The organism is Deltaproteobacteria bacterium HGW-Deltaproteobacteria-2 (genome assembly GCA_002840505.1).
Classification (GTDB): domain Bacteria; phylum Desulfobacterota; class Syntrophia; order Syntrophales; family Smithellaceae; genus Smithella.
In genome coordinates, this window is sequence record PHBC01000002.1 from 58137 (window position 1) to 79804 (window position 21668).

24 protein-coding genes are annotated in these 21668 nt (G+C 38.6%); 17 read left to right on the forward strand and 7 right to left on the reverse strand.

Features of this window, described 5'->3' with window-relative positions; translation table 11 throughout:
• Positions 1-12: 12 nt before the first annotated feature.
• A complete protein-coding gene (locus CVU62_04585) occupies positions 13-1443 on the reverse strand; it encodes a hypothetical protein (GenBank protein PKN38141.1) in 1431 nt (476 codons plus the stop codon).
• 104 nt (positions 1444-1547) lie between these two features.
• Here CVU62_04585 and CVU62_04590 point away from each other — a divergent pair, with 104 nt between their 5' ends.
• The 5 genes from CVU62_04590 to CVU62_04610 all read left to right on the forward strand — a co-directional run bounded on the left by CVU62_04590 (position 1548) and on the right by CVU62_04610 (position 6048).
• Complete coding sequence (locus tag CVU62_04590) at positions 1548-2216, forward strand: cytidylate kinase (protein PKN38142.1); 669 nt, start codon at positions 1548-1550, stop codon at positions 2214-2216.
• Between the two features lie 127 nt (positions 2217-2343).
• Positions 2344-4089: a 30S ribosomal protein S1 gene (locus CVU62_04595; GenBank protein PKN38563.1), complete on the forward strand. Its 1746-nt coding sequence runs from the start codon at positions 2344-2346 to the stop codon at positions 4087-4089.
• A 3-nt stretch (positions 4090-4092) separates the two neighbouring features.
• The gene (gene sppA, locus CVU62_04600; protein ID PKN38143.1) at positions 4093-4989 is read left to right on the forward strand and encodes a signal peptide peptidase SppA; all 897 of its coding nucleotides are present in this window, start codon (positions 4093-4095) and stop codon (positions 4987-4989) included.
• A 10-nt stretch (positions 4990-4999) separates the two neighbouring features.
• Entirely contained in the window at positions 5000-5284 is a 285-nt protein-coding gene (locus CVU62_04605; GenBank protein PKN38144.1) for an integration host factor subunit beta, read from the forward strand.
• On the forward strand, positions 5281-6048 hold the full coding sequence (locus tag CVU62_04610) for a hypothetical protein (GenBank protein PKN38145.1): 768 nt from the start codon (positions 5281-5283) through the stop codon (positions 6046-6048). Before CVU62_04605 ends, CVU62_04610 begins: the two co-directional genes overlap by 4 nt.
• Positions 6049-6239: 191 nt before the next feature.
• Here the strand turns inward: CVU62_04610 and CVU62_04615 are convergent, their stop codons facing one another.
• The 6 genes from CVU62_04615 to CVU62_04640 all read right to left on the reverse strand — a co-directional run bounded on the left by CVU62_04615 (position 6240) and on the right by CVU62_04640 (position 9780).
• Positions 6240-6524, reverse strand: coding sequence for a hypothetical protein (locus tag CVU62_04615; GenBank protein PKN38146.1), 285 nt, complete (start codon positions 6522-6524; stop codon positions 6240-6242).
• A 143-nt stretch (positions 6525-6667) separates the two neighbouring features.
• The gene (locus tag CVU62_04620) at positions 6668-7000 is read right to left on the reverse strand and encodes a ferredoxin:thioredoxin reductase (GenBank protein ID PKN38147.1); all 333 of its coding nucleotides are present in this window, start codon (positions 6998-7000) and stop codon (positions 6668-6670) included.
• Complete coding sequence (locus CVU62_04625; protein PKN38564.1) at positions 7000-7251, reverse strand: glutaredoxin family protein; 252 nt, start codon at positions 7249-7251, stop codon at positions 7000-7002. Before CVU62_04625 ends, CVU62_04620 begins: the two co-directional genes overlap by 1 nt.
• Before the next feature lie 112 nt (positions 7252-7363).
• Positions 7364-8362, reverse strand: a complete 999-nt coding sequence (locus tag CVU62_04630; GenBank protein PKN38148.1) for a hypothetical protein — start codon at positions 8360-8362, stop codon at positions 7364-7366.
• A complete protein-coding gene (locus CVU62_04635; protein PKN38149.1) occupies positions 8362-9219 on the reverse strand; it encodes a hypothetical protein in 858 nt (285 codons plus the stop codon). Before CVU62_04635 ends, CVU62_04630 begins: the two co-directional genes overlap by 1 nt.
• Positions 9220-9330: 111 nt before the next feature.
• Positions 9331-9780, reverse strand: coding sequence for a ribose-5-phosphate isomerase (locus CVU62_04640; protein PKN38150.1), 450 nt, complete (start codon positions 9778-9780; stop codon positions 9331-9333).
• A gap of 115 nt (positions 9781-9895) precedes the next feature.
• Here CVU62_04640 and CVU62_04645 point away from each other — a divergent pair, with 115 nt between their 5' ends.
• The 12 genes from CVU62_04645 to CVU62_04700 all read left to right on the forward strand — a co-directional run bounded on the left by CVU62_04645 (position 9896) and on the right by CVU62_04700 (position 21645).
• Positions 9896-10786 carry a site-specific tyrosine recombinase XerD gene (locus CVU62_04645; protein ID PKN38151.1) on the forward strand — a complete coding sequence of 297 codons (891 nt, stop codon included), beginning with the start codon at positions 9896-9898 and terminating at the stop codon, positions 10784-10786.
• Between the two features lie 35 nt (positions 10787-10821).
• Complete coding sequence (locus CVU62_04650; protein PKN38152.1) at positions 10822-12846, forward strand: hypothetical protein; 2025 nt, start codon at positions 10822-10824, stop codon at positions 12844-12846.
• Positions 12843-13667 carry a 3-deoxy-8-phosphooctulonate synthase gene (locus tag CVU62_04655; protein ID PKN38153.1) on the forward strand — a complete coding sequence of 275 codons (825 nt, stop codon included), beginning with the start codon at positions 12843-12845 and terminating at the stop codon, positions 13665-13667. Before CVU62_04650 ends, CVU62_04655 begins: the two co-directional genes overlap by 4 nt.
• A gap of 53 nt (positions 13668-13720) precedes the next feature.
• On the forward strand, positions 13721-14863 hold the full coding sequence (locus CVU62_04660) for a hypothetical protein (GenBank protein PKN38154.1): 1143 nt from the start codon (positions 13721-13723) through the stop codon (positions 14861-14863).
• A 220-nt stretch (positions 14864-15083) separates the two neighbouring features.
• A complete protein-coding gene (locus CVU62_04665; protein PKN38565.1) occupies positions 15084-15614 on the forward strand; it encodes a phenylphosphate carboxylase subunit delta in 531 nt (176 codons plus the stop codon).
• A 255-nt stretch (positions 15615-15869) separates the two neighbouring features.
• The gene (lptC, locus tag CVU62_04670) at positions 15870-16424 is read left to right on the forward strand and encodes an LPS export ABC transporter periplasmic protein LptC (GenBank protein ID PKN38155.1); all 555 of its coding nucleotides are present in this window, start codon (positions 15870-15872) and stop codon (positions 16422-16424) included.
• A gap of 12 nt (positions 16425-16436) precedes the next feature.
• Positions 16437-16985, forward strand: coding sequence for a lipopolysaccharide transport periplasmic protein LptA (gene lptA / locus CVU62_04675; GenBank protein PKN38156.1), 549 nt, complete (start codon positions 16437-16439; stop codon positions 16983-16985).
• 24 nt (positions 16986-17009) lie between these two features.
• Complete coding sequence (lptB, locus tag CVU62_04680) at positions 17010-17732, forward strand: LPS export ABC transporter ATP-binding protein (GenBank protein PKN38157.1); 723 nt, start codon at positions 17010-17012, stop codon at positions 17730-17732.
• 26 nt (positions 17733-17758) lie between these two features.
• Positions 17759-19231, forward strand: a complete 1473-nt coding sequence (gene rpoN, locus CVU62_04685; GenBank protein ID PKN38158.1) for an RNA polymerase sigma-54 factor — start codon at positions 17759-17761, stop codon at positions 19229-19231.
• A gap of 163 nt (positions 19232-19394) precedes the next feature.
• Positions 19395-19931, forward strand: a complete 537-nt coding sequence (raiA, locus tag CVU62_04690) for a ribosomal subunit interface protein (protein ID PKN38159.1) — start codon at positions 19395-19397, stop codon at positions 19929-19931.
• A 192-nt stretch (positions 19932-20123) separates the two neighbouring features.
• Positions 20124-20591, forward strand: coding sequence for a PTS fructose transporter subunit IIA (locus tag CVU62_04695; GenBank protein PKN38160.1), 468 nt, complete (start codon positions 20124-20126; stop codon positions 20589-20591).
• Positions 20592-20778: 187 nt separating this feature from the next.
• Positions 20779-21645, forward strand: coding sequence for an RNase adapter RapZ (locus CVU62_04700; protein PKN38161.1), 867 nt, complete (start codon positions 20779-20781; stop codon positions 21643-21645).
• Positions 21646-21668: the final 23 nt, after the last annotated feature.

Consider the following 21668-nt stretch of genomic DNA (forward strand, 5'->3'; position numbering starts at 1 on the left):
ATATTTGTCGCTTCAGCGCTTTTGTCTGTCCATTGGTGGTGTTGGCTTCTTGTTGCTTTCCAAATCTTTTATTGCCTGATTAATGGCAGTATTTCGCTCCGAACCCTGCGGGAAATAATTGAGTGCTTCTTTAAAATGAAACAGTGCGCTTTCCTTCTTCCCCTCCTTTTTAAAAAATAAACCGAAATAGTAATGCGATTCTCCCTTATGGTTAAGTTTGCCGTAGGTCATGGCCAGGGAATAATTAATGTCTTCATTATCGAGTAGTTTGTCTTTGAGTTTCAGGTAACAATCAAGCGCGTTTTGATATTTGCCGGAAGCAAAATACGCTTTGCCCAAAGCTAAAGTTATTTCATCATTGTCGGGATTTAGATTTGATGCCCGGAGAAGATAATCCTGCGCAAGATCCGCTTTTCCTGTCTTGATATAAATTAATCCGATGTTTTTTAAGATGTCTTCATCTCGCGGAGATAAACTAAGTGCTTTTTGATAGTGTTGGAGAGCGGCGGAGGTTTGACCGAGTTGGTCTTCAATTACTGCGAGATTATAAAGCAGATCAACATTATCAGGATCTTTTTTTAATGATTCCGTCAGTTCTCTGTATTTTGTGTCTAGATCAGATTGATCCAAAGAGATGAGAGATTGCATTCTGCTTAAATTGCCGATGATATTTTTTTTACCTTTTTGATGGTATTGCGTTAAAATTAAACTGTCCATGTAATAGATACGATCGTCAGTTCCAGGATGTGTTAGCAGGTAAGAAGGCATGGTTTTGGAAAGGAACTCATTCTGTTTCATGATTTTGAGAAAATCAATCATTCCTGCCGGATAATAGCCGGCACTGACAAGATAGCTTAAACCCAATCGGTCGGCCTCTTCTTCATGTGCACGGGTATACTTGAGCGTCAGGGTGCTGGCGCCAGCCACGGAAAAAGCGGCAATAGCCGCAGTGGCCTCGCCACCGCCTCCAAGAAAAGCTCCGGCAATAATCGCGGCTAATGTGGCAATGCTTAATTTTTGAGACTTTTCAATAATGCTGGCGACATGACGGGCGTTGGCATGGCCGATTTCGTGAGCAATAACGCCGGCCAGTTCAGCTTCATTTTCTGAAGCTAATATTAGTCCTTTATTGATGTAGATGTAACCGCCGGGTGTGGCAAATGCATTTATTGCGTCGCTGTCCACGATAGAAAAGCGAAAATCAAAAGGAGCTTTTTGAGTTTGTTCCAGAATTAAAGTGCCGATTTTTGTTATGTAATCGTTGAGGTTTTTATTTTTGAAGATGAGTTTATTTTCTATTAATTTATCATAGAACTCCTTGCCTACTTTTCTTTCATCTTCAAGGGTGAATTCGGCAAAGCAGGGGGTTACCCGACAAAGTAAGATAAAAATGAAAACTACAAAACAAATATGTTGATTTTGAATAAATTTACGCATAAGCAATTTTAAAATAGTTATTTTAACAGTGAATATATTACCTTCTTTATAATTTTAAGACAAGTTTTCATTTCATGACAGATTCTAAATATCGGTGGTGATTATTTTATATGGGAAAAAAGTCTATTGTAACTATCGATGGGCCGGCAGGTGCCGGTAAAAGCACAATAAGCAAAATTCTGGCGCAGAATCTGGATTATATTTATCTTGATACAGGAGCCCTCTATCGCGCTCTTGCATATAAAGCGCTAAAGAAAAAAATATCTTTAGAAGATATTCCCGCCTTGGCTGATCTGTGTTCCAGTACTGCCGTAGTCCTCAAAAATATAGACGGTCGAATGAAAGTGTATGTGGATGGAGAAGATGTCGAGGAAAAAATCCGTACAGAAGAAGTAAGTATGGCTGCTTCTAAAATATCAACGTTTGCCGTGGTCCGTGAAAAATTACTTAATCTGCAAAGAGAAGCTGGCGCTAACGGCGGTATTATTGCCGAAGGAAGAGACATGGGTTCAGTGGTTTTTCCACATGCGGATTATAAGTTTTATCTTGATGCGCAGTTAGAGGAAAGAATAAGGAGGCGCTACAAAGAACTTCTGGACAAAGGTGTCTCAGTTGAATATCAATCAGTTCAAAAAGACATGCTGGCAAGGGATAAACAGGATAAACAGCGTAAGATAGCGCCTTTAAAAGTTCCGGAAGGAGCGGTAATAATTGATTCGGATAATCTCTCTGTTAGGGGTGTGGTAGAAAGAATTATTTCTTATATTTCGATTAAATAAGATAAAAAAACATGAAAAAATATACTTGATTTTATGTTGATATTTAATATTCAGTGTGTTAAACCTTAAAAATTAAAAGAGTTTCATAAAAAACAGGGGGATTAGTTTAATGGTTAACCATAATAACATGAACTTAACAAAAGAAAATGAGATAGACGCGCATTCTGCAACAAAAACTCAATCATCTCAAACCAAAGAAGACGGTATGGACTTTAAAGCCCTTTTTGAGCAGAGCCTTAATCAACTCCAGTATGGCGATATTGCCAGAGGTAAAGTTGTTCAGGTCAAAGATGATAGGGTGATGGTTGATGTTGGTTGGAAAACTGAAGGTTACATTCCCGCCACAGAGCTGAAAGACGCACAAGGTAATATGAATATTTCAGTTGGCGATGAAATAGATGTATTTATTGATAAGAGAGATTCTGAAGGCAGTTTAGTTTTATCAAAAGACAAGGCATCCAAATTAAAAATATGGGAAGATATTAAAAATGCCTGTGAAAATAATATTCTGATAGAAGGTGTTGTTGTTGAAAAAGTTAAAGGTGGTCTTTCGGTTGATATTGGGATTACCGCTTTCCTTCCCGGTTCTCAGATAGATGTCCGTCCAGTTAAAGATTTAGATAAATTTGTCGGACAAACCATGGATTTTAACGTTTTAAAATATGACCGAAAACGCAATAATGTAGTTTTGTCTCGCCGTTCGATAGTGGCTTTGGAAAGAGAAGCGGAAAAGAAAGATATTTTAAAATCCATTCAGGAAGGCAACGTTGTAGAAGGTGTGATAAAAAATATCACCGATTACGGTGTTTTTATTGATTTGGGCGGCATTGACGGATTGCTTCATGTTACAGATATTTCCTGGGGCAGAATTGCCAAGCCTTCGGAAAATTTCCGTAAAGGTGAAAAGATTCAAACAAAAGTTCTTTCCTTTGATGCTGAGAAAGAGAGGGTTTCTTTAGGTCTCAAACAGTTGATGGATAATCCATGGGAGAAAATCACAGAGAGATATCCGGTAGGTTCAGTTGTCGAAGGCAAAGTTGTAAATTTAACGGACTACGGAGTTTTTGTGGAATTGGAATCGGGCGTTGAAGGACTGGTACATATATCAGAAATGTACTGGACCAGGGAGATTAAACATCCGTCGAAAGTATTGAGTATAGGAGAAACTATAAAGGTTATGGTTCTAGAGGTAAATCCGGAAACCAAACGAGTTTCTCTAAGTTTAAAACAAACAACTCCGAATCCATGGGAGAAACTTAAAGAAAAGTATCCGGTCGGAACAATTGTTAAGGGTGTTGTCAGAAATATTACTAATTTTGGAGTTTTTGTAGGGATTGAAGAAAAGATCGACGGATTAATTCATGTATCTGATATTTCATGGAAACACAGGGTAACTCATCCTTCTGAATTTTTTAAGAAAGGCCAGGAAGTTGAGGCAGTAGTATTGAATGTGGATGTAGAAAATGAAAAATTTTCTCTGGGTATAAAACAGATTGAAAAAAATCCCTGGGATGATTTATCCCAAAGATATGCACTTGGCAGCACTGTAACTGGTAAAATAACAAACTTTACAGATTTCGGAATTTTTATGGAAATTGAAGAAGGGATTGAAGGACTTGTCCATATTTCTGAAATAAGTCAAAAGCGAGTAAAGACTTCTTCGGAACTTTATTCTATCGGCGACACTGTATCTGCAGTAGTCAAGAGTATTGATCCTAAATCTAAAAAAATCAGATTAAGTATAAAAGAACTGGAAGCTCCGGCACCAGCCCCGACATCCAATCAATATATTAACAATACAGAAAATATAGGATCTAATCTTAGTCAGGCGTTAGCAGATTTAAAAATTAACAATTCGCAAAAAGGTGAATAACGAATGAGAAAACATCCCGTAATGTTTGGAATGCTCATACTTCTTATTCTGGGTGTCTCGTTTTACTTTTTTTTCTATAAAGCCGGTTTATATTCAGGCAAAAATAAAAGTTTTTCTTTAAAAGATAAAATAGGCGTTGTTCATGTCGACGGTGTAATTACGGATTCCATACCCATAACAGAGCAATTGGATGAGTTTGGCAATGATGATTCCATCGTTGCCGTAGTTTTAAGGGTGGATTCTCCCGGCGGCGGTGTAGCTGCCTCTCAGGAAATTTACGATGCTGTAATTGAACTCAAGAAAAAGAAAAAAGTTGTTGCCTCCATGGGTTCAGTTGCCGCTTCCGGCGGATTGCTTGTGGCTTGCTCCGCGGATAAAATTGTAGCCAACCCCGGCACAATTACGGGAAGTATTTCAGCAATTATGCAGTTTGCTAATTTCGAAGGACTGCTTAAAAAAGTTGGAGTAAAATCTTCAGTAGTAAAAAGCGGCCAGTATAAGGATATCGGTTCTCCGTTGAGAGAGATGACTCCTGAGGAAAAAGTGATTGTTCAGGATCTGGTTGATGATATTTACAATCAGTTTATTGATGTAATTGTAAAGGAGAGGAAACTTACCAGGGAGAAGGTTATCGAAATTGCCGATGGCCGTGTATTTTCCGGCCGCAGGGCGAAAGAACTGGGATTGGTAGATTATCTTGGCGACATGACATTTGCGGCTAAACTGGCAGGTAAGATGGCGGGAAGAACAGGCGAGTATGAATTGGTTTATCCCGGTAAAAAACGTTTCTCCGTGTTTGATTATTTTCTGGAAAATGCGGCAAGTAAAATAAGCAGTTCTTTTAAAGAGAAGATGGAAAGTACGAGCGGTTTAAACTATATATATTATCCGGGAAGATAAAGTAAATTTTATGACGAAAAACGATTTAATTAAAAAATTACAGGAAGAGTTGAAATCCTATTCCCTTCAGGATGTAACTTGTATAGTAAACATAATATTCGATTCTATGACGGATGCAATAAAACGCGGAGAACGTATTGAGTTAAGAGGTTTTGGCAGTTTTGAAGTTAGAGAACGAAAACCGCGTATGGGCCGAAATCCGAAATCCGGTGCTGAAGTAAAATTAGAAGAAAGAAAAGTGCCTTTTTTTAAGACCGGCAAAGAATTGCGAATAATGGTAAATAACAAAAAATGACGTATCAATCAATAATTGTTGAAAAGAAAAAAGGGTACGCTGTAGTCAAATTGAATCGTCCTCACGAAATGAACGCGATTTCTAAAACGATGAGGAAGGAATTATATACGGTTTTTGTTGATCTGGAGGTTGATTCGGAAGTTAAAGCGATAGTGCTTACCGGTGGAGAATATGTTTTTTCAGCCGGCATGGATATAAAAGAAATGTCCAGCCTGCCTAATGAGGAAGGCGATGAATTTCTTGAATCAATGATGAAATATTTAAAAAAGATTTATTCTTACAAAAAACCAATAATTGCGGCCGTAGGAGGTATTGCTTTAGGAGGGGGATTTAATCTGGTTACTATTTGCGATCTTGTAGTTGCCTCTGAAAGCGCAATCTTTTGTCATCCCGAATTACAATTTGGATTTAATCCTTTTTTTTATCCTTTGAGTCAAATTGTCGGTATAATAAAAGCCAAAGAAATAGTAATGCTGGGAGAGCCTATCGGTGCTAATGAAGCCTTGAAAATCGGATTAGTGAATAAAGTTGCGCCACCGGAGGAGTTTATGCAGGTGGCGGAAAATATGGCTGAAACATTGGCGAAACGTTCGGTTAAAGCTTTGGAAGAATTAAGAAATATTTGTTCTATCGTGCCGCGCATGGATAAAATGGCTGCGATGGACATAGAATCATCTATATGCGCTTTGCTGTTTGCCCGTGATGAGCGTAAAGCCCAAATGCGGGAAGTAATATCTCTGAAAAAATCCCGCAAGAAAAAATAGTGAAACTCGCTGAAAATGAGCGTAGCGAAGTTTGCCCATGCCACCTAAAGTTGGCAGGGTAATTCGCTCTAAGATTTTCCGTGGACTACGTTGTCGAACTATCCAATAGCCAGAGGCTGATGTAGACTATTCCTTGTGTAAAGTGTGCAGAGAAATATCACCGACGCAAAGGTAATCTGAGTTAACAATATCTACAAATTATCCCAGTCGTTTCCCTGTGTGGCAAAATCTTTAAGCTGGTCTCTTCTTTTCTTATGCTGAAGTTTTTTTAGGGCTTTGGCCTCAATTTGACGAATTCTTTCACGGGTTACCCCCATCATATCTCCAACTTCTTCCAGAGTAAATGGCCCATAGTTGCAGGCGACCCATGTGCAGTTCAGAAAGGATTCGTTTTTCAGACGCCATTCGCAGGTTGTATCGGTACAGATTTCACTGATGAGAATATTCTTTTTTTTGCATGTATATAGATTAATCATGGAGATAACTCCTTATTTCCCAGATTTTTCCAAGTCAGATGTTTAACTTGGGTTGAATATAATTATTTATCTTGGGAAATCAAGTAAAAAAATGTCTTTATCTGGAATAAATGCGAAAAATAATAAATGAAATCAAATGTCTTTTAAAAACTATTTTTTTCTGACGGTCTTCTTTCGGGAACGTATTGATGTGCAATTTCCCCTTCATTCCATTCGGGAGAAACGTATAAGTTACAGTAACAACTGCCATATTCCTTGATATCTTCCGGCCGGTATTGACAGGGGCAGATGATATCGACATCCTTTTCGCGCGTTCCGGATGCCAGACGGCAGGGGCAGGCCATATAACCGTAGCGGTCTTTATTGATCAAAAGATCACCTAAGATGCTTAGAGCCCAATCTTTGTCTTTGTTAAAGAAAAAGCCTTTGGGTTCCTGGGCCTTTTTTAACATATCGTATAGTTCAGAGGGAGACATTAAATGCCTAAAGCCTCCTTGATGTCGTTTTCCTTAAAACCGATAATGACAACATCACCTATGATAATGGTCGGGAAAGAACGATCGGGGTTGTATTGCATGACTTCTTCCAGAACTTTCTGCCTGGCATCTCCTTGCAACAAATCAACGTCAATACAATCAAAAGGAATTCCGTTATCCTGCATAAATTTCTTTGTCGCTTTGCAATGACTGCACGTGCTTAATGTAAACATTTTGACTTTAGCGGCCATGTTTTTCTCCTTGATTTTTAATGTCTTTATTAAAGCAGATTTTAAAAAAATGACAATGGGATATTTTTTTATTTTAAAAAGAAAAACCGATCCGGTTGGTAAAAAGAGCATTTTACTTCTCTTCATGCCCGCGGGTTAGATAAAAAGTGGCAAGGTCAAAGAAGATAGTCATGCGTCTTTGCAGTTCGAAGGTCATGAACAATTCAAGATTTTTCTGCAGGGCGTCCTGTGCCAGCGCGAAAGTCCAGATATGTTTGCGGATGAGACTGAGTGCGCTTAATACGTCGCTGATTTTAAAACCGGATTTCCTTCTTTCTCTGCCGAGCTTGGTATAAAAGCTTTTGATTTTTTCGACATCGTGCAATCCGCCAAGCCACAGAGTCAACTGGGAAAGAATTCTATCACAGATATTATATAAAACATCTCTTTCCATTTTATGGTATTCAGCGGTGGAAGGATTTACCAGTACATCATCCAGCCATTGTTCAATAATCTTTTCTTTGTTTTTAATGATTACATTGACCAGACGGCGTGTTAAAGAATTTTTCACGACTGCGGGCGGAAGGGTTTTTTTATCAGTGTGCTCAATGGAATCGAATATTGCCCAGTAATCTCTTCTGCTTTTAATGTAAGCCTCCAGTGCAAGTTTGTTAGAGCGGAAGGCGAGCGGTGGCAATTTGTTTGCCGGCCAGAACCGGGCCTGCGAACAATCATCGCCGGCACAAAGCTTTCCGCCGATTTGCTGCACGACAAAAGTCAAGAAAAGCAGATCGCCATAAAAACGGCTTTTGTAGGAATCAACATCCAGTAGTTTTACAATTTTACCCCTGATGCCTGTTTCTTCTTCCAGTTCGCGCAGAGCAGCTTCCTCAATGCTTTCTCCTGCTTCGGCAAATCCTGTAGGCAGGCACCATAATCCCTTGGATGGCGCTCTGTCGCGTTTAACCAGGAGTATCTGACGCGACGATTCAAGAATTGTGGAAACCACCGGTAAAGGATTTTCATAAAAATAGGAATTACAGGCGGGGCAAAAATCCCTCTGGACGTTGTCCTCGTATTTCTTTATCGTTATTTCGCCGCAGTAAATACAGTGTTTTCGTTGCTTTTTCATTATATTTCCTCTGGTTTTATGGGGCGTGAACAGATAAAAATTCTGTCATCCTTACACATGGTGACAAAATTTTTCTTCATGGCTGTGTCCTGCAGTTCGCTCAGAAGCTGGTGGATGATGTTTTTGTTGTGAGCCTCAGTTCCCATTAGGAAAAAAGATTTTTTAAATTGAAAATAATCCAGAAAGTGGTCCATTTCATGAGACTGAAATACCAGAGTGTTTTTGAAATCAATTGTCTGTATCTTTCCGAAAGACGGTTGAAGAAGTGATCTGCCTTTTTCAGCGGAAAACTGATCGAAAATAATTTCTATCGGCAGTTGTTGCGTGTGATCGAGAAAATTATTCTGTTTAAGAATTTTTTTGACGATACCTACCATTTCCCGCATATCCTCACGGGAGTGGGTGATGGTAATGAAAAGCCCATCTTTTTTGAGAATGCGGGCAATTTCGGGAATCATGTTAGGAAAGAAATATAAGGCATAGCTGCAAATAACCAAATCATAAGAATTGTCGGAATGTTTTCTTATTTGATCGATACCGGAAGAAGAGAATGTTCCCGAGTATCCGGCGCGTCGGCAGGCATCCAGAAAAAAAGGTTTGTATTCAGGAATGATATCAATGCCGGTGATAGTTGCGTCTGCATGAAGTCTATCCTTCAGAGCTTCGGTAAAAGCGCCAAAAGCGCATCCTAATTCCAGGACATTATGGCAGTTAGAGAGGTCAACGTGATTTAAGGCTGTTTTTCTGATGTCCTCTTTATTGGTGGAAAACTGACGAATTAATTGGGCTATAGCCAGATGTTTTTGTACATCACGAAATACTTTGCGAATCTTTTTCTTATCCAGAATATCCGCCATTTTATATTCCTAAATTTAAAGGATTACTTTAACACTGTTGTTGAAACTCCAATTCCAAAAGCGAAGCGCAGCGGAATTGGTAAGTTGAACAATCCCGCGAAGCGGAGGGTTTCATACCCGTGATTTTTCAGCATCCATTATTTTGGCTACTCTTCTTGAATGCCTGTCTCCGGCAAATTCAGTATCCATAAATTTTTCAATCATTTTTGTAACCGGGACGGAATATTGTACTCTGCCGCCGAACGCGATAAAATTAGCATCATTATGCGCTTTGGCCATTTCTGCAGTAAACAAGTCATGAATTAAAGCGCACCGGATACCTTTTATTTTGTTTGCGGTGATAGATACTCCGATTCCTGTGCCGCAAAGAAGAATGCCGAAATCATATCCGCCTTTTTTAAATTCGTTGCAAGCAATGACGGCGATATCGGGATAATCTACAGGATCTTCGCTGTTTACCCCCATATCCTTTACGTCACAATTTTTTGTTTTTAAAAAAGATACGATTTCACTTTTTAAGGCAATGGCTCCATGATCTGAGGCAATAATAATTTTCTTCATTAGTATCTTTCCCCAAAAGAATTATTTTAATCATTCAGTTCTTATTTTTACGAGATTACAAAATAAGTCAATAAAAAATCTTTGCTTCACAGGCATATTTGCGTTAAAAAGCGACATGCGGGAATTATTGACGAAGTATTTTAACTACCTTTTAATCGAACGTGGCATAGCTCAAAACACACTGGAATCTTATGGGCGTGATTTACGCCGGTTTGTTTCCTTTGTTGAGGAGAAAAGAAAGGTAACGGATATAAAGGATGTAAATCCGGAATCGGTTGTTGAATATCTGAAACATATCAGAAATGAAGGCTTGGCGTCTAATTCCATGAATAGGGCGCTTGCCGCGTTAAGAGGGTTTTATAAGTATCTGCTTCGCGAAAAAATAATTAATGAAAATCCGTTAGCCAATATTGAATTAGCCAAAGTCTGGATGAAACTACCCGACACGATCAGTAAAGAGGAAATGAAAACCATTTTGGCTCAACCGGGTGATCAAACAATTACAGCCATACGCAACACTGCCATGCTGGAGCTTCTATATGCTACAGGAATCCGCGTTTCTGAATTGATTAACCTGACAATGAACAGCGTCAACTGGCAGGTTGGTTTTTTGGTTGTCATGGGTAAAGGGAGTAAAGAAAGAATTGTACCTGTCGGCAAAATAGCTTACGATTGCACCAGACGTTATGTTGATGAGGCCAGGCCGCAATTGATGCAGAAAAAGAGTACGGATGTTTTGTTTTTAAACCGCTTTGGAAAAAAATTTACCCGGCAGGGTTTCTGGAAAATAGTTGTCGGTTACGCCCGGCAGACCGGATTGAAAAAAAAGGTTTATCCGCATACTTTTCGTCATTCTTTTGCGTCGCATCTTTTGGAAGGCGGCGCAGATTTACGTACGGTACAGGTAATGCTGGGGCATTCCGATATTTCCACAACGCAGATTTACACACATGTAACGCGCGAGAAATTAAGAGAAATTCACCATAAATATCATCCACGAGGCTGATTGCTGCAGAGAACCTATGATTCATTGAGGGATTAATGATTAATCGACGTTTAAATAATGAAGGACAACACAGGGAAACATTATTCCCGATAAATAAAATATTGATTGCGGTCGTTTGCGTAATTTTAATTTTTATCCTTATATTTTTTCTTTATCCTAAACCTTTCCGTTATTTTGCTTTCTACGCCTCCAGGGTAAAAAACACATTTTCTTATTACGTATTAAATTCCAGACCTAACTTTTATTATCTGGAAATGGAAAAAAATGGAAAGGATATTCGTGCCGGTGAAAACGAAGCTTTAGATGTGACTTACCGTGATGAGTTTGTGATCAAGTCTGTAGTAAGTGACGATTTAACTGGCAAATATATGAATGTTAAAGTAGAGGGCCTGAACAAAGGTAAAAATGATCTGGGAGTTTTATTAAAAGGTGTTGAGCTCGTTGATAAAATAATAAAAAGCGGAACTATGATAAATGACTCCGGAATCGTATCCGACTACAAAATCTTAATAAATTATCGCAACAAAAAAATAGCTTCTGTTCCTCTTAAAGTTGTTATTACACCACAGGATTGGTTTCGTTTTGCCAAGGATTCTTCAAATGTAAAAGAACAAATCGAATATTTAAAAAAAGCGATAGACTTAAATAAAAACGATATCAGTGTTCGAAAGATTCTTGCCGGTGTTTATTCGCGGCAGGGCAGGTTGGATGAGGCCATCGGCCAGTATAAAGATGTCGTGGAACTTAAGCCCGATGATACAATAGCTTTGGGGGAATTGGCCAAATGCTATATAAAGAAAAAGGAATATGACGAGTCTATCAAGATATCGAGACAGATTATCAAAATCAATCCAAAAGAAGTACAAGCTTATATCAGCGTCGGTCTTTCCTTCGCTGAAAAGGGACTATGGGATCAGGCAATACAAAATTATCGTGAAGCTGTGCGGCTTGAACCGGATAATTATCCTGTCAGATTAAAACTGGCGGAAGCCTATAAAAATAAAAACCTGATGAATGCAGCTATTGAAGAATATAAATATATTGCTGACCATTCGAAAGAAGCCGACTTGGCGTTGCTTTCTTTGGGTGATATTTATTTAAAACTTAAAAAATACGAATCTGCAATTAAATATTATAAAGAAGTTATAAAGAAACAACCGCGATCGGTTGCCGCTTATGCCAATCTTGCTTCTGCTTATGCCGGAACGGGAAAATGGCCGGAAGAGCTGGATAACTTGAAAAAAGCAGTTTCTTTAAGTCCTAATGAGCCAACAGTCCGATTCAATCTGGGCGCGGCTTATGATAGAAAAGGCATGAACTCCGAAGCGATTAAAGAATACGAACACGTATTAAAAGTTAATCCTGATGATGCTGATGCTCTGGAACGTCTCGGTGACCTGTCGCTTAAAAATAAGAAATTTGTTCAGGCCGTGAAATATTACGAGAAATTAGCGGCAAAATCCTCTAAAAATGGTACTATTTTTGCCAATTTAGGTTTTGCCTATGGTGAAATGAAAAAATATGCCGCATCAGCCGAAAATTACGAAAAAGCGATTAAGTACGGCGCTAAAAATTCTAACTTGCATTATAACTTAGCTTATACATACGATAAACTGGGAAAAGAAAAAAAAGCAATTGCCGAGTATGAAAAAATATCTCCGCCGACGAAAGAGGTGCTGAGTATTCTTGGTCAATTCTATCTGAAAGAAAAGAATTGCGCGGTGGCAATTAAACAATATAAAAAAATTGCACAAATAGAACCGAAAAAAGCTGAGTCCTACGAAAGTTTGGGATATGCTTACACCAAATGTAATGATCTGGACGCGGCCATTAAACATTACCGGATTGCTTTAAAATATGATCGCGAAGATGATGAGGCTTACGCCGGCTTGGGTGAGGCTTACGAGAAAAAAGGTCTTTATCAGGAAGCATTGAAAGCGTACAACAGTGCCTATGCGCTTAATCCGGAATCGGCAAAAGCAGCACAAAAAATACCGAAAATGAAAATTAAACTTTTGCAGGAAAAAGCTCAGAAAAAAATCAGGAGTGATGAAGAATGAAGCGAATAAAGATCAGTAAATTTATTATTGGAGATAATAAGAAATTCGTTCTGATTGCCGGTCCGTGCGTTTTGGAAAACGAAAAATCAGCAATTGATACGGCCAGGTATTTAAAAAGACTTACTGCAAAATTGGACATCCCTTTTATCTTTAAAGCTTCATATGACAAAGCGAATAGAACTTCGATAAAGTCCTATCGGGGGCCTGGAGCAAAAAAAGGATTGGCAATACTGGAAAAGATTAAAGGGGAATTGGATGTTCCGGTGCTCTCCGACGTACACCGTTTCGAAGAAATTGACGCGGCGGCAAATGTATTGGACGTTGTTCAGGTACCGGCGTTTCTTTGTCGGCAGACAGATTTTATTGCGGAGATTGCGAGGAAGGCCGGCGTGATTAATATCAAGAAAGGGCAATTTCTAGCTCCCTGGGATATGGTCAATGTTATAGATAAGGCCAGAAAAGCAGGTAATGAAAATATTATGATTACTGAAAGAGGGGCATCGTTTGGTTATAATAACCTTGTTTTCGATGTTCGTTCTATACCCATTCTCAGAGATATGGGGTATCCGGTAATTTTTGATGCTACTCATTCCGTGCAATTACCCGGAGGAGAGGGAACTTCATCGGGAGGACAGCGGGATATGGTGAAATATCTGGCGCGCGCGGCAGTGGCGGCCGGAGTAGATGGTATCTTTTTTGAAGTTCACCACGATCCGGAAAAAGCTTTGTGCGACGGCTCTAATTCGCTATATCTTTCCGAGCTGGAAGAGTTGCTGATTATGCTAAAAAAAATCGACAGCCTGGTAAAAATAAAAAGTTAGTGCAGTTAGTTCCTGTTTGCGAAAGGATAATTTTGTCGATATTCTGGCCTGTGATGATCAATGCAATAAAAACTCTTTCCCTCATAGTCTTTGTTCCCATCATCATCTTTTCAATGACTGCCGGCGCATTGTGCGAAGAGCTGACGTCCGCACCGGTAAATACAGAACAAAGAATTATACAGACGCCCCTAAAATCTGCGGAAGCAACACCATCAACCATACAGCAAGAGGATGAAGATTCGCCCGAAACACCGGTGGAACAGTTGGCACCACCTGCAAGAGATAAAGGGTTGAAGAAGGCAGGAAGACTGGCGGATGCCGTCCATGGAAACATATCAAAGCGGATTATCAACAGTGCTGTCTGGGTTGATTCTTTTTTTGCAAATGAACGGTCTCTGGCAGAAGAAAACCATACCTATGTCACTCTGCGGTATAACTTATTTTTAGAAGATTCATCCGGCATATCCAATGATCCCAGAGTCGACGCAAGGGTGGTATTGCCAAAACTTAAAGAAAAAATGCATTTCATCTTTTCCATAGAGCCGGATGAACCACTTGGAGGTGGTACAGCCGTCAAGGAGGATACTACTAATAGCTCGCAGGTAATCATGAATAAGCCACAGACACCCGTAAGCGATAAACGACGTTTTACGACGGCCTTGCAGTATTTCCTGGAATCCACAGAAAATCAAAATATTTCCATACGTTCAGGACTAACGTTCAGTGGTATAGAACCTGTCGTATTTGGCGCTCCGCGCTATCGTCTCCTGATACCCGTAGATTCATGGAATTTCCGGTTTACCCAGGAAGTCATGTATCGAACAGATACAAGGTGGCAGGAAACAACGCGGTTTGATTTGGAGCGACCGATAGGCTCATTATTTTTTCGAACTACTGCCGAGGGTTCATGGTTTCAGGATAAGCCGGGTTACTTTTACAATCTCAGTTTAGTTTTATTTCAACCTCTCGACAGAACAAATGCTCTAAACTACGAATGGATCAGCAGCTTTGAGACAGAACCGACAGGGAAGTTGACGGATACCGTTTTGTGTGTCCGCTACAGGTATAATTTATTGTCGCATAACTGGATATATTTTAATATTGCTCCGCAATGCCGGTTTCCAAGTGACAGAGACCATCAATTTACACCGGGCATTCTTTTAAGTGTAGAGGCTGTTTTCGGACGGTCTCAGTAATAGATATTGATTGATAAAACAAAAAAAGCACATCCTGCCTTGACAGGGGGCATATTTATGTTTATTCTAAATAAAATCAATAACAAACAAAAACAAAGAGGGAATCAAATCTCCTCTTGGCTCATGGTAAAAATAAAGTAAATAAGAGATTGGTGTTTTTTAATGTTATCTTAATCGGGGTCCAAATTTATAAAGGATAATAACGATAATGAAAAAGAATATTAAAGAAAAACTATGCAAAATAAAACTTTTGATTCTGGATGTAGACGGTGTCATGACGGATGGCAGGATAATGATGGATGATAAAGGGTGCGAATTAAAAAGTTTCAATGTTCGCGACGGACATGGCATAAAGATATTACAACGCTATGGAGTTGGGGTTGCTATACTTACAGGTCGAAAATCTAAAGTAGTGGAATATAGGGCTAAGGATCTGGAGATTAAAGATGTTTATCAAGGCGCTTTAAACAAGAAAGAAGTGTTTGAAAAAATTCTCAAGAAGCGCAAATTATCTGCAGAGGAAACTGCTTATTTAGGCGATGATATAGTGGACATACCGGTACTGAAAAGAGCCGGATTTTCGGCAGCGGTCGCCGACGCTTTGGATGTAGTAAAAGTATCGGTTGATTACGTGACTAAAAACAGAGGCGGATATGGTGCTGTAAGAGAACTTTGTGAAATGATTCTGCAAGCTCAGGGAAAGTGGCAGGAGGTTTCTGAAAGATACGAATTTAGTGAAAAGGGCTGTTGAAAAACGCTCACCTGCTGTGTTGCGCTGCAAACCGCACAGCTCAACGTATATCCATATACGCCTCGCGGTACGGTTTTTTGCGCGCCTTGCATCTGAGCATTTTTGAACAGCCCTCAATATGATGCTTCTCAATCTCATTAAACTGCATTATTTCTTACTTTTGCCATCATTTTTAGCCTTATTTCTTTACACGAGACATTCACAGTGATATAATAACAGCAAAAATAGTGCCAAAAGCAGGATGTCACTGATTAAATGAAATTAAACAAAAAAACAGCCATTATATCTTCAATAGCAGTTGTTTCTTTGGTGGTTTTGATTGCCGTTGTGGCTGTGATCAAGGTCGGTGTAAATAAACCCAAAAATTTGTTAAAAGCACTTCAGAATAGCGTAGACCTGCAAATAAAAGGCTTCGTTTATACGGAAGTTGGTGAAGCCAATGCCAAATGGGAAGTAAAAGCCGAAACCGCCACATATGATAAAAAGCAGGATCTTGCTATATTTGATAAAGTTCAAATAAAGTTAACAACTTCAGATGGTAAGGTCTTTGTAATGACAGCGGATAAAGGGCAGATGCTGATAAAGAAAAAAAGCATTGATATAAAAGGTAATGTAGTCATAAATTCAGATACCGGCGATAAATTTTCCACCGATTATTTGAATTACAGCGATGCTGAAAAGAAATTTTATACCGATGCGCCGGTGACAATGGAAAATAAGCGTATGAAGATAACAGGAAGAGGATTAACTCTCTTTATGAATAAAGGGGAATTGAATATTCCCTCGATGGTTAAAGCTAAAATAATTTGATAGAGAAATTGAATGATTAAAAAAATTTGTTTATTTGTCGTATTTATTGCTTTAATTTCAGTTCTTCGCGTTCATGCTGATAATAATCCCTTGATTAAACAATCAGATGATCCCATCGAAATTACTTCCAACCGGATGGAGGCTTTTAACGAAAAGAAGCTCGTCGTATTTTCCGGCAACGCCTTAGCAAAACAGGGCAACAAAGTGCTGAAAGCAGACCAGTTGCGTTTGTATTATAAAGAAGAATCCGGTAAAAAAAATAAAATCGGAAAAATTGAAACAGAAAATGCCGGTGACTTGGAGAAAATAGAAGCGAAAGGAAATGTTTCCTTAACGCAAGGAGAAAGAATAGCAACGGGAGACGAAGCAGTATACTTTAGAGAAAGTAATAAAGTTATCATGACCGGTAATGCTATGTTGAAAGAAGGTAAAAACCTTATCAAGGGAGACAGGGTTATAGTGTTTCTTAATGAAAATAGAGGAATTGTTGAAAGTAACACGCAAAAACAAGTTAAAGCAATAATTTATCCTCAGGAAAAAAAGAAGGCAGGGAGCAACTAGCGCAAGCATCATGCGTTTTAAGTTATGGGTAATTTATCAGCAAAAGGTTTAATTAAAATATACAACAAACGAAAAGTCGTCAATCAGATTGATTTGTCGATTTCACCCGGTGAAGTTGTCGGTTTGCTTGGCCCTAATGGTGCAGGCAAAACAACCACTTTTTATATGATTGTCGGATTGATTAAGCCGGATGTCGGTGAAATATTTTTAGATGGCGAAAATATTACTAAATTCCCCATGTATTTAAGAGCGCGTAAAGGTTTAAATTATTTGCCACAAGAGCCATCCGTTTTCCGTAAACTTACGGTGGAAGAAAATATTCTTGCTATTTTAGAGACACTTGATTTGAGGGAAGAAGAAAGAAACGAAAGGTTAGAAGAGCTCCTCCGGGAACTTGATCTGACAGCGCTGGCAAAAAATCATGCCTATTCTCTGTCTGGTGGCGAAAGAAGAAGAGTAGAAATCACCAGGGCATTGGTTACTCACCCCAAATATATTCTTTTAGATGAGCCTTTTGCCGGAATTGATCCGTTGGCTGTCGCCGACATTCAGAAAATAATCGAAAAGTTAAAAACGAAAGGAATCGGTATAATTATTTCCGATCATAATGTGCGGGAGACTCTTTCCTGCTGCGACCGCGCCTACATTGTAAATGAAGGCGCGGTATTAGTTGAAGGTCCTCCGGATAAGATTTCTCAAAGCGAACTGGCGCGAAAATTTTATTTCGGCGATACTTTTAATATATAGGAATTATTTAAAATAAGTTTTTTATTATGGCGTTTGAGCTAAAACAGAGTTTAAAACTTACTCAACAGTTGATCATGACCCCTCAACTGCAGCAGGCTATAAAGTTGTTGCAGTTGTCCCGGCAGGAACTTATCGAAACAATTAGTCAGGAAATGGAAGAAAATCCTCTTTTGGAAGAAGTTGCCCCTGAGGAAGGAAATGAAGAGGACGCTCATGCGGAAATTGAAGAAGATGTCCAATCTGTTGAACGTGAAGATTTAAAAGCAGTCGAGCGGGCAAAAGAATTGACCGGGGAAGGAGATGGTCGCGAAGAATTTGACTGGGCTAATTATCTTGAGGATTACGGTCCGGTAGGCGTAACTTACGGCGGCAGAGATGGTGAAGCAACATCATGGGATAATATTCTTACCGAAGGCCAGTCGCTGACAAAACACCTGATGTGGCAGATGAATCTTTCATCTTTTAATGAAGATGAAACGCGTATCGGTACTCAAATTGTCGGCAATCTTGATCAAAATGGTTATTTATGCGCGACCGTTTCAGAAATCATGCAGCTGGAAAATGTAAGCGAGGAATTTGTCGAAACTGTTTTACAAAAGGTTCAGGAATTCGATCCACCTGGAATTGCCGCCCGTAATCTGCAGGAATGTCTCTTAATTCAAGCCAGAATGCTGGGCGTGAAAAATAAAATCATTGACGTTATCATCAAGGATTATCTTAAAGATCTGGAATTAAAAAATTATGTCCATATTGCGCATAAATTAAAAGTTCCTCTGCGCGAAGTGGAAATGGCTGTATTATTGATCAGCGGAATGAATCCCAAACCAGGCGGTATTTATTCCGAAGAAAAGATTCAACCGATCATTCCCGATGCTTATATTATAAAAGTGGGAGATGAATATAAAATCATTCTTAATGATGATGGTTTACCGCGTTTACGCATAAGTAATTTTTACCGTGAAATTATGGCGGGACTTGCTGATCATGGTCATAACGAGGAAGAAAGCGGGAAAAAATATATAAAAGATAAAGTGCAGTCGGCTACATGGCTGATTAAAAGCATACAGCAAAGGCAGAAGACAATATATAAAGTTGTGGAAAGCATCGTCAAATTTCAAAAAGATTTTTTTGACCTCGGTATTGATTTCCTTAAACCTCTGGTGCTGCACGATATTGCCAATGATATCGAAATGCATGAATCCACCATTAGCCGTGTAGTAAATAACAAATATGTGCATTCGCCACAGGGTATTTTTGAAATGAAATATTTCTTTGGCAGTTCCATTAAAAGAACATCCGAGGGAAATATTGCTTCGAAGAGTGTAAAAGAAGAAATAAAGCAAATAGTCAACGGCGAAGCACCAAAAAAACCATACAGTGACTGCGAAATTGTTGAAATACTGCAGGCAAAGGGGATAAATATAGCAAGACGCACTGTTGCTAAGTATAGGGACATGATGGGAATATTACCCTCCTCTAAGAGGAAGAAATATTTTTAATAAAAATGTATTTGAGTGGGAACATTAAAAGCAGGATAATATAAAATATTGATTGACATTTAGTTTTTACATCAATATATGACTTGCCTTTATTGTCAGCCCAGATAAGTTTCAAAAGTTAAGATTATTGTAATGTTGAGCTGATTAAATTAATTAAGGAGGAATGATTATGAAGATTTCCGTAACTTTTAGAAACGGTGAAGGTGAAAACTGGCAAAAAGTTTACGCAGAAGAAAGAATTCAAAGACTGAAAAAATATTTGGATGCACCTGCTGAAGCTCATATTGTAGTTTCCATGGAAAAATTCAGGCATTTTGCAGAAATAAATCTAAGCTCCAGTGGCTGGAACATAAATGCAAAAGAAGAAGCAAAAGATATGCATCTCGCAATCGATAGCTGTATAGAAAAAATTGAAAGACAACTTAAAAAACAAAGAGAAAAAATCAGAGAGCATAAGCCCAGAAGCATTCGCCGCAGCACGGAAAAACTTGATCAAGAAGAAGCTGAAGAACCAACAGTAAGTAAAATTGCGGAAACGCATAAAGTAATATTAAAACCAATGTCTTTTGATGAAGCGATCATGGAGATAGAGGGTACAAAAGATCGCTTTATTCTTTATAGAGATTCTTCTTCTGAAAACGTAAGTCTGGTCTATCGTCGCGATGATGGAAATTATGTCCTGATCGAGACAAATAGCTAGCTGTTGGGTTAAATTAAGCTTAGTCATAAAATCAAAATTAAAGCGTTTAAAATTTGGTAATTCTTGATAGCTTTAATCAAAGGGAAGTCGTAATAACTGACCTGATTGAAAAGGTATTTGTGTGGCTGAAAAAAAAAGAATTTAAGAAAATAAGGAAAAATGTTTTGCTGAAAATTTAAAAGGGTATGGTAAATGCAGCTGGATCAATTTTTAAAAATTGAATTTATCAATGCCAATTTGTTGGCCAAAACAAAAGTTGAAGTGTTGACTGAGTTAGTTAATACCTTAATCCATGGTGATCGTAATCTTAACCCGTTATTGATTGTTGAAACTTTACAACAGAGAGAAAATCTTGGTTCTACCGGGATAGGCGATGGAGTCGCCATTCCTCATGGGAAAACATCCGCGATTAATGATCTTATTATTGCTTTCGGGCGCAGCATAGAAGGTATCGATTATGATTCATCAGATGGGAAACCGGTACATCTTTTTTTCCTGCTTCTGGCGCCAGAGAACTCGGCTGGTCATCATTTAAAAGTTTTGGCTAAGATTTCAAAAATGTTAAAAATAGACAATTTCCGTAAAATGCTTTTGAAAGCAAAATCTCCAGGCGATTTGTATAAAATAATTATTGATCAAGATAAAATTTGCGTTTCTTAAAGATTAAACCGAGAATACATTGTCCAACCACCAATTCACTGATCTGAATTAGTACTTATATCGAACAGATTTCCACTTCCCTAGAAATGTTATACGGACCTTGTTTTAAAAAGAAAGTTCCATTTTCTGGCAATTTTAATAAAAATCTGCTAAAAAATTACATATTAGACTAAAAGGTGACAGAAAAATGAAAAATCTTCGAGTCGTGATTATCACCGGTCTTTCCGGCTCGGGTAAAAGTACCGCACTCAGGGCTTTGGAAGATATTGGTTTCTTCTGCGTCGATAACCTTCCTGTTATTTTGTTGCCGAAATTTCTTGCCATAACAACAGTCTCTTCTCCGGAAATAAAACGAGTGGCCATGGTCATGGATTTACGGGAAAGAAGCTTTCTCGATAAGTACGAGCGAATATTTGCGGGACTAAAACAAAAAGGATACAAAATTGAGATTCTTTTCCTTGAATCCAGCGACGAATCTCTATTACATCGCTTTAGTGAGACCAGACGTATTCATCCTCTTTCCGAAAGGGGAATGATTATGGAGGGCATCCTGATGGAAAGAGAAAAGTTGTCATCCTTAAAAAAAATGGCTGACAAAATTATTGATACAACTTCTGTTAATGTTCATCAGCTAAAAGATATAGTGCAACGTCATTTTTTGCCATCCTCCAGAAAGAAGAAAATGGCCATTAATATGACTTCCTTCGGCTATCGTTATGGGTTGCCTGCTGATGCTGATCTTGTCTTTGATGTAAGGTTTCTGCCCAACCCTTATTTTGTTGAAAATTTAAAAAATTATGACGGGCATAATGTTAAAGTGCATAACTACGTTATGCATAACAAACAAAGCAAAGAATTTCTGAAAAAAATATTGGATTTGATGAATTTACTCATTCCCCTATATGAAAAAGAGGGGAAAGTGCGCTTGAATATTGCCATGGGTTGTACGGGCGGCAAGCATCGCTCTGTAGTTATGGCTAATAAACTGGCCTCGCATTTCTCGTCGATGAAGTATTTGGTCAATCTAAATCATCGCGATATTAATAAAAATTAGAAGAGTTCTTGAAACCTTCTCTT

Excerpts from the sequence above, each read along its gene's own strand:
- CVU62_04590 (PKN38142.1), top strand. The coding sequence starts at position 1,548 with ATGGGAAAAAAGTCTATTGTAACTATCGATGGGCCGGCAGGTGCCGGT.
- CVU62_04595 (PKN38563.1), top strand. The coding sequence starts at position 2,344 with ATGAACTTAACAAAAGAAAATGAGATAGACGCGCATTCTGCAACAAAA.
- sppA (PKN38143.1), top strand. The coding sequence starts at position 4,093 with ATGAGAAAACATCCCGTAATGTTTGGAATGCTCATACTTCTTATTCTG.
- CVU62_04605 (PKN38144.1), top strand. The coding sequence starts at position 5,000 with ATGACGAAAAACGATTTAATTAAAAAATTACAGGAAGAGTTGAAATCC.
- CVU62_04610 (PKN38145.1), top strand. The coding sequence starts at position 5,281 with ATGACGTATCAATCAATAATTGTTGAAAAGAAAAAAGGGTACGCTGTA.
- CVU62_04615 (PKN38146.1), bottom strand. The coding sequence starts at position 6,524 with ATGATTAATCTATATACATGCAAAAAAAAGAATATTCTCATCAGTGAA.
- CVU62_04620 (PKN38147.1), bottom strand. The coding sequence starts at position 7,000 with ATGTCTCCCTCTGAACTATACGATATGTTAAAAAAGGCCCAGGAACCC.
- CVU62_04625 (PKN38564.1), bottom strand. The coding sequence starts at position 7,251 with ATGGCCGCTAAAGTCAAAATGTTTACATTAAGCACGTGCAGTCATTGC.
- CVU62_04630 (PKN38148.1), bottom strand. The coding sequence starts at position 8,362 with ATGAAAAAGCAACGAAAACACTGTATTTACTGCGGCGAAATAACGATA.
- CVU62_04635 (PKN38149.1), bottom strand. The coding sequence starts at position 9,219 with ATGGCGGATATTCTGGATAAGAAAAAGATTCGCAAAGTATTTCGTGAT.
- CVU62_04640 (PKN38150.1), bottom strand. The coding sequence starts at position 9,780 with ATGAAGAAAATTATTATTGCCTCAGATCATGGAGCCATTGCCTTAAAA.
- CVU62_04645 (PKN38151.1), top strand. The coding sequence starts at position 9,896 with ATGCGGGAATTATTGACGAAGTATTTTAACTACCTTTTAATCGAACGT.
- CVU62_04650 (PKN38152.1), top strand. The coding sequence starts at position 10,822 with ATGATTAATCGACGTTTAAATAATGAAGGACAACACAGGGAAACATTA.
- CVU62_04655 (PKN38153.1), top strand. The coding sequence starts at position 12,843 with ATGAAGCGAATAAAGATCAGTAAATTTATTATTGGAGATAATAAGAAA.
- CVU62_04660 (PKN38154.1), top strand. The coding sequence starts at position 13,721 with ATGATCAATGCAATAAAAACTCTTTCCCTCATAGTCTTTGTTCCCATC.
- lptC (PKN38155.1), top strand. The coding sequence starts at position 15,870 with ATGAAATTAAACAAAAAAACAGCCATTATATCTTCAATAGCAGTTGTT.
- lptA (PKN38156.1), top strand. The coding sequence starts at position 16,437 with ATGATTAAAAAAATTTGTTTATTTGTCGTATTTATTGCTTTAATTTCA.
- lptB (PKN38157.1), top strand. The coding sequence starts at position 17,010 with ATGGGTAATTTATCAGCAAAAGGTTTAATTAAAATATACAACAAACGA.
- rpoN (PKN38158.1), top strand. The coding sequence starts at position 17,759 with ATGGCGTTTGAGCTAAAACAGAGTTTAAAACTTACTCAACAGTTGATC.
- raiA (PKN38159.1), top strand. The coding sequence starts at position 19,395 with ATGATTATGAAGATTTCCGTAACTTTTAGAAACGGTGAAGGTGAAAAC.
- CVU62_04695 (PKN38160.1), top strand. The coding sequence starts at position 20,124 with ATGCAGCTGGATCAATTTTTAAAAATTGAATTTATCAATGCCAATTTG.
- CVU62_04700 (PKN38161.1), top strand. The coding sequence starts at position 20,779 with ATGAAAAATCTTCGAGTCGTGATTATCACCGGTCTTTCCGGCTCGGGT.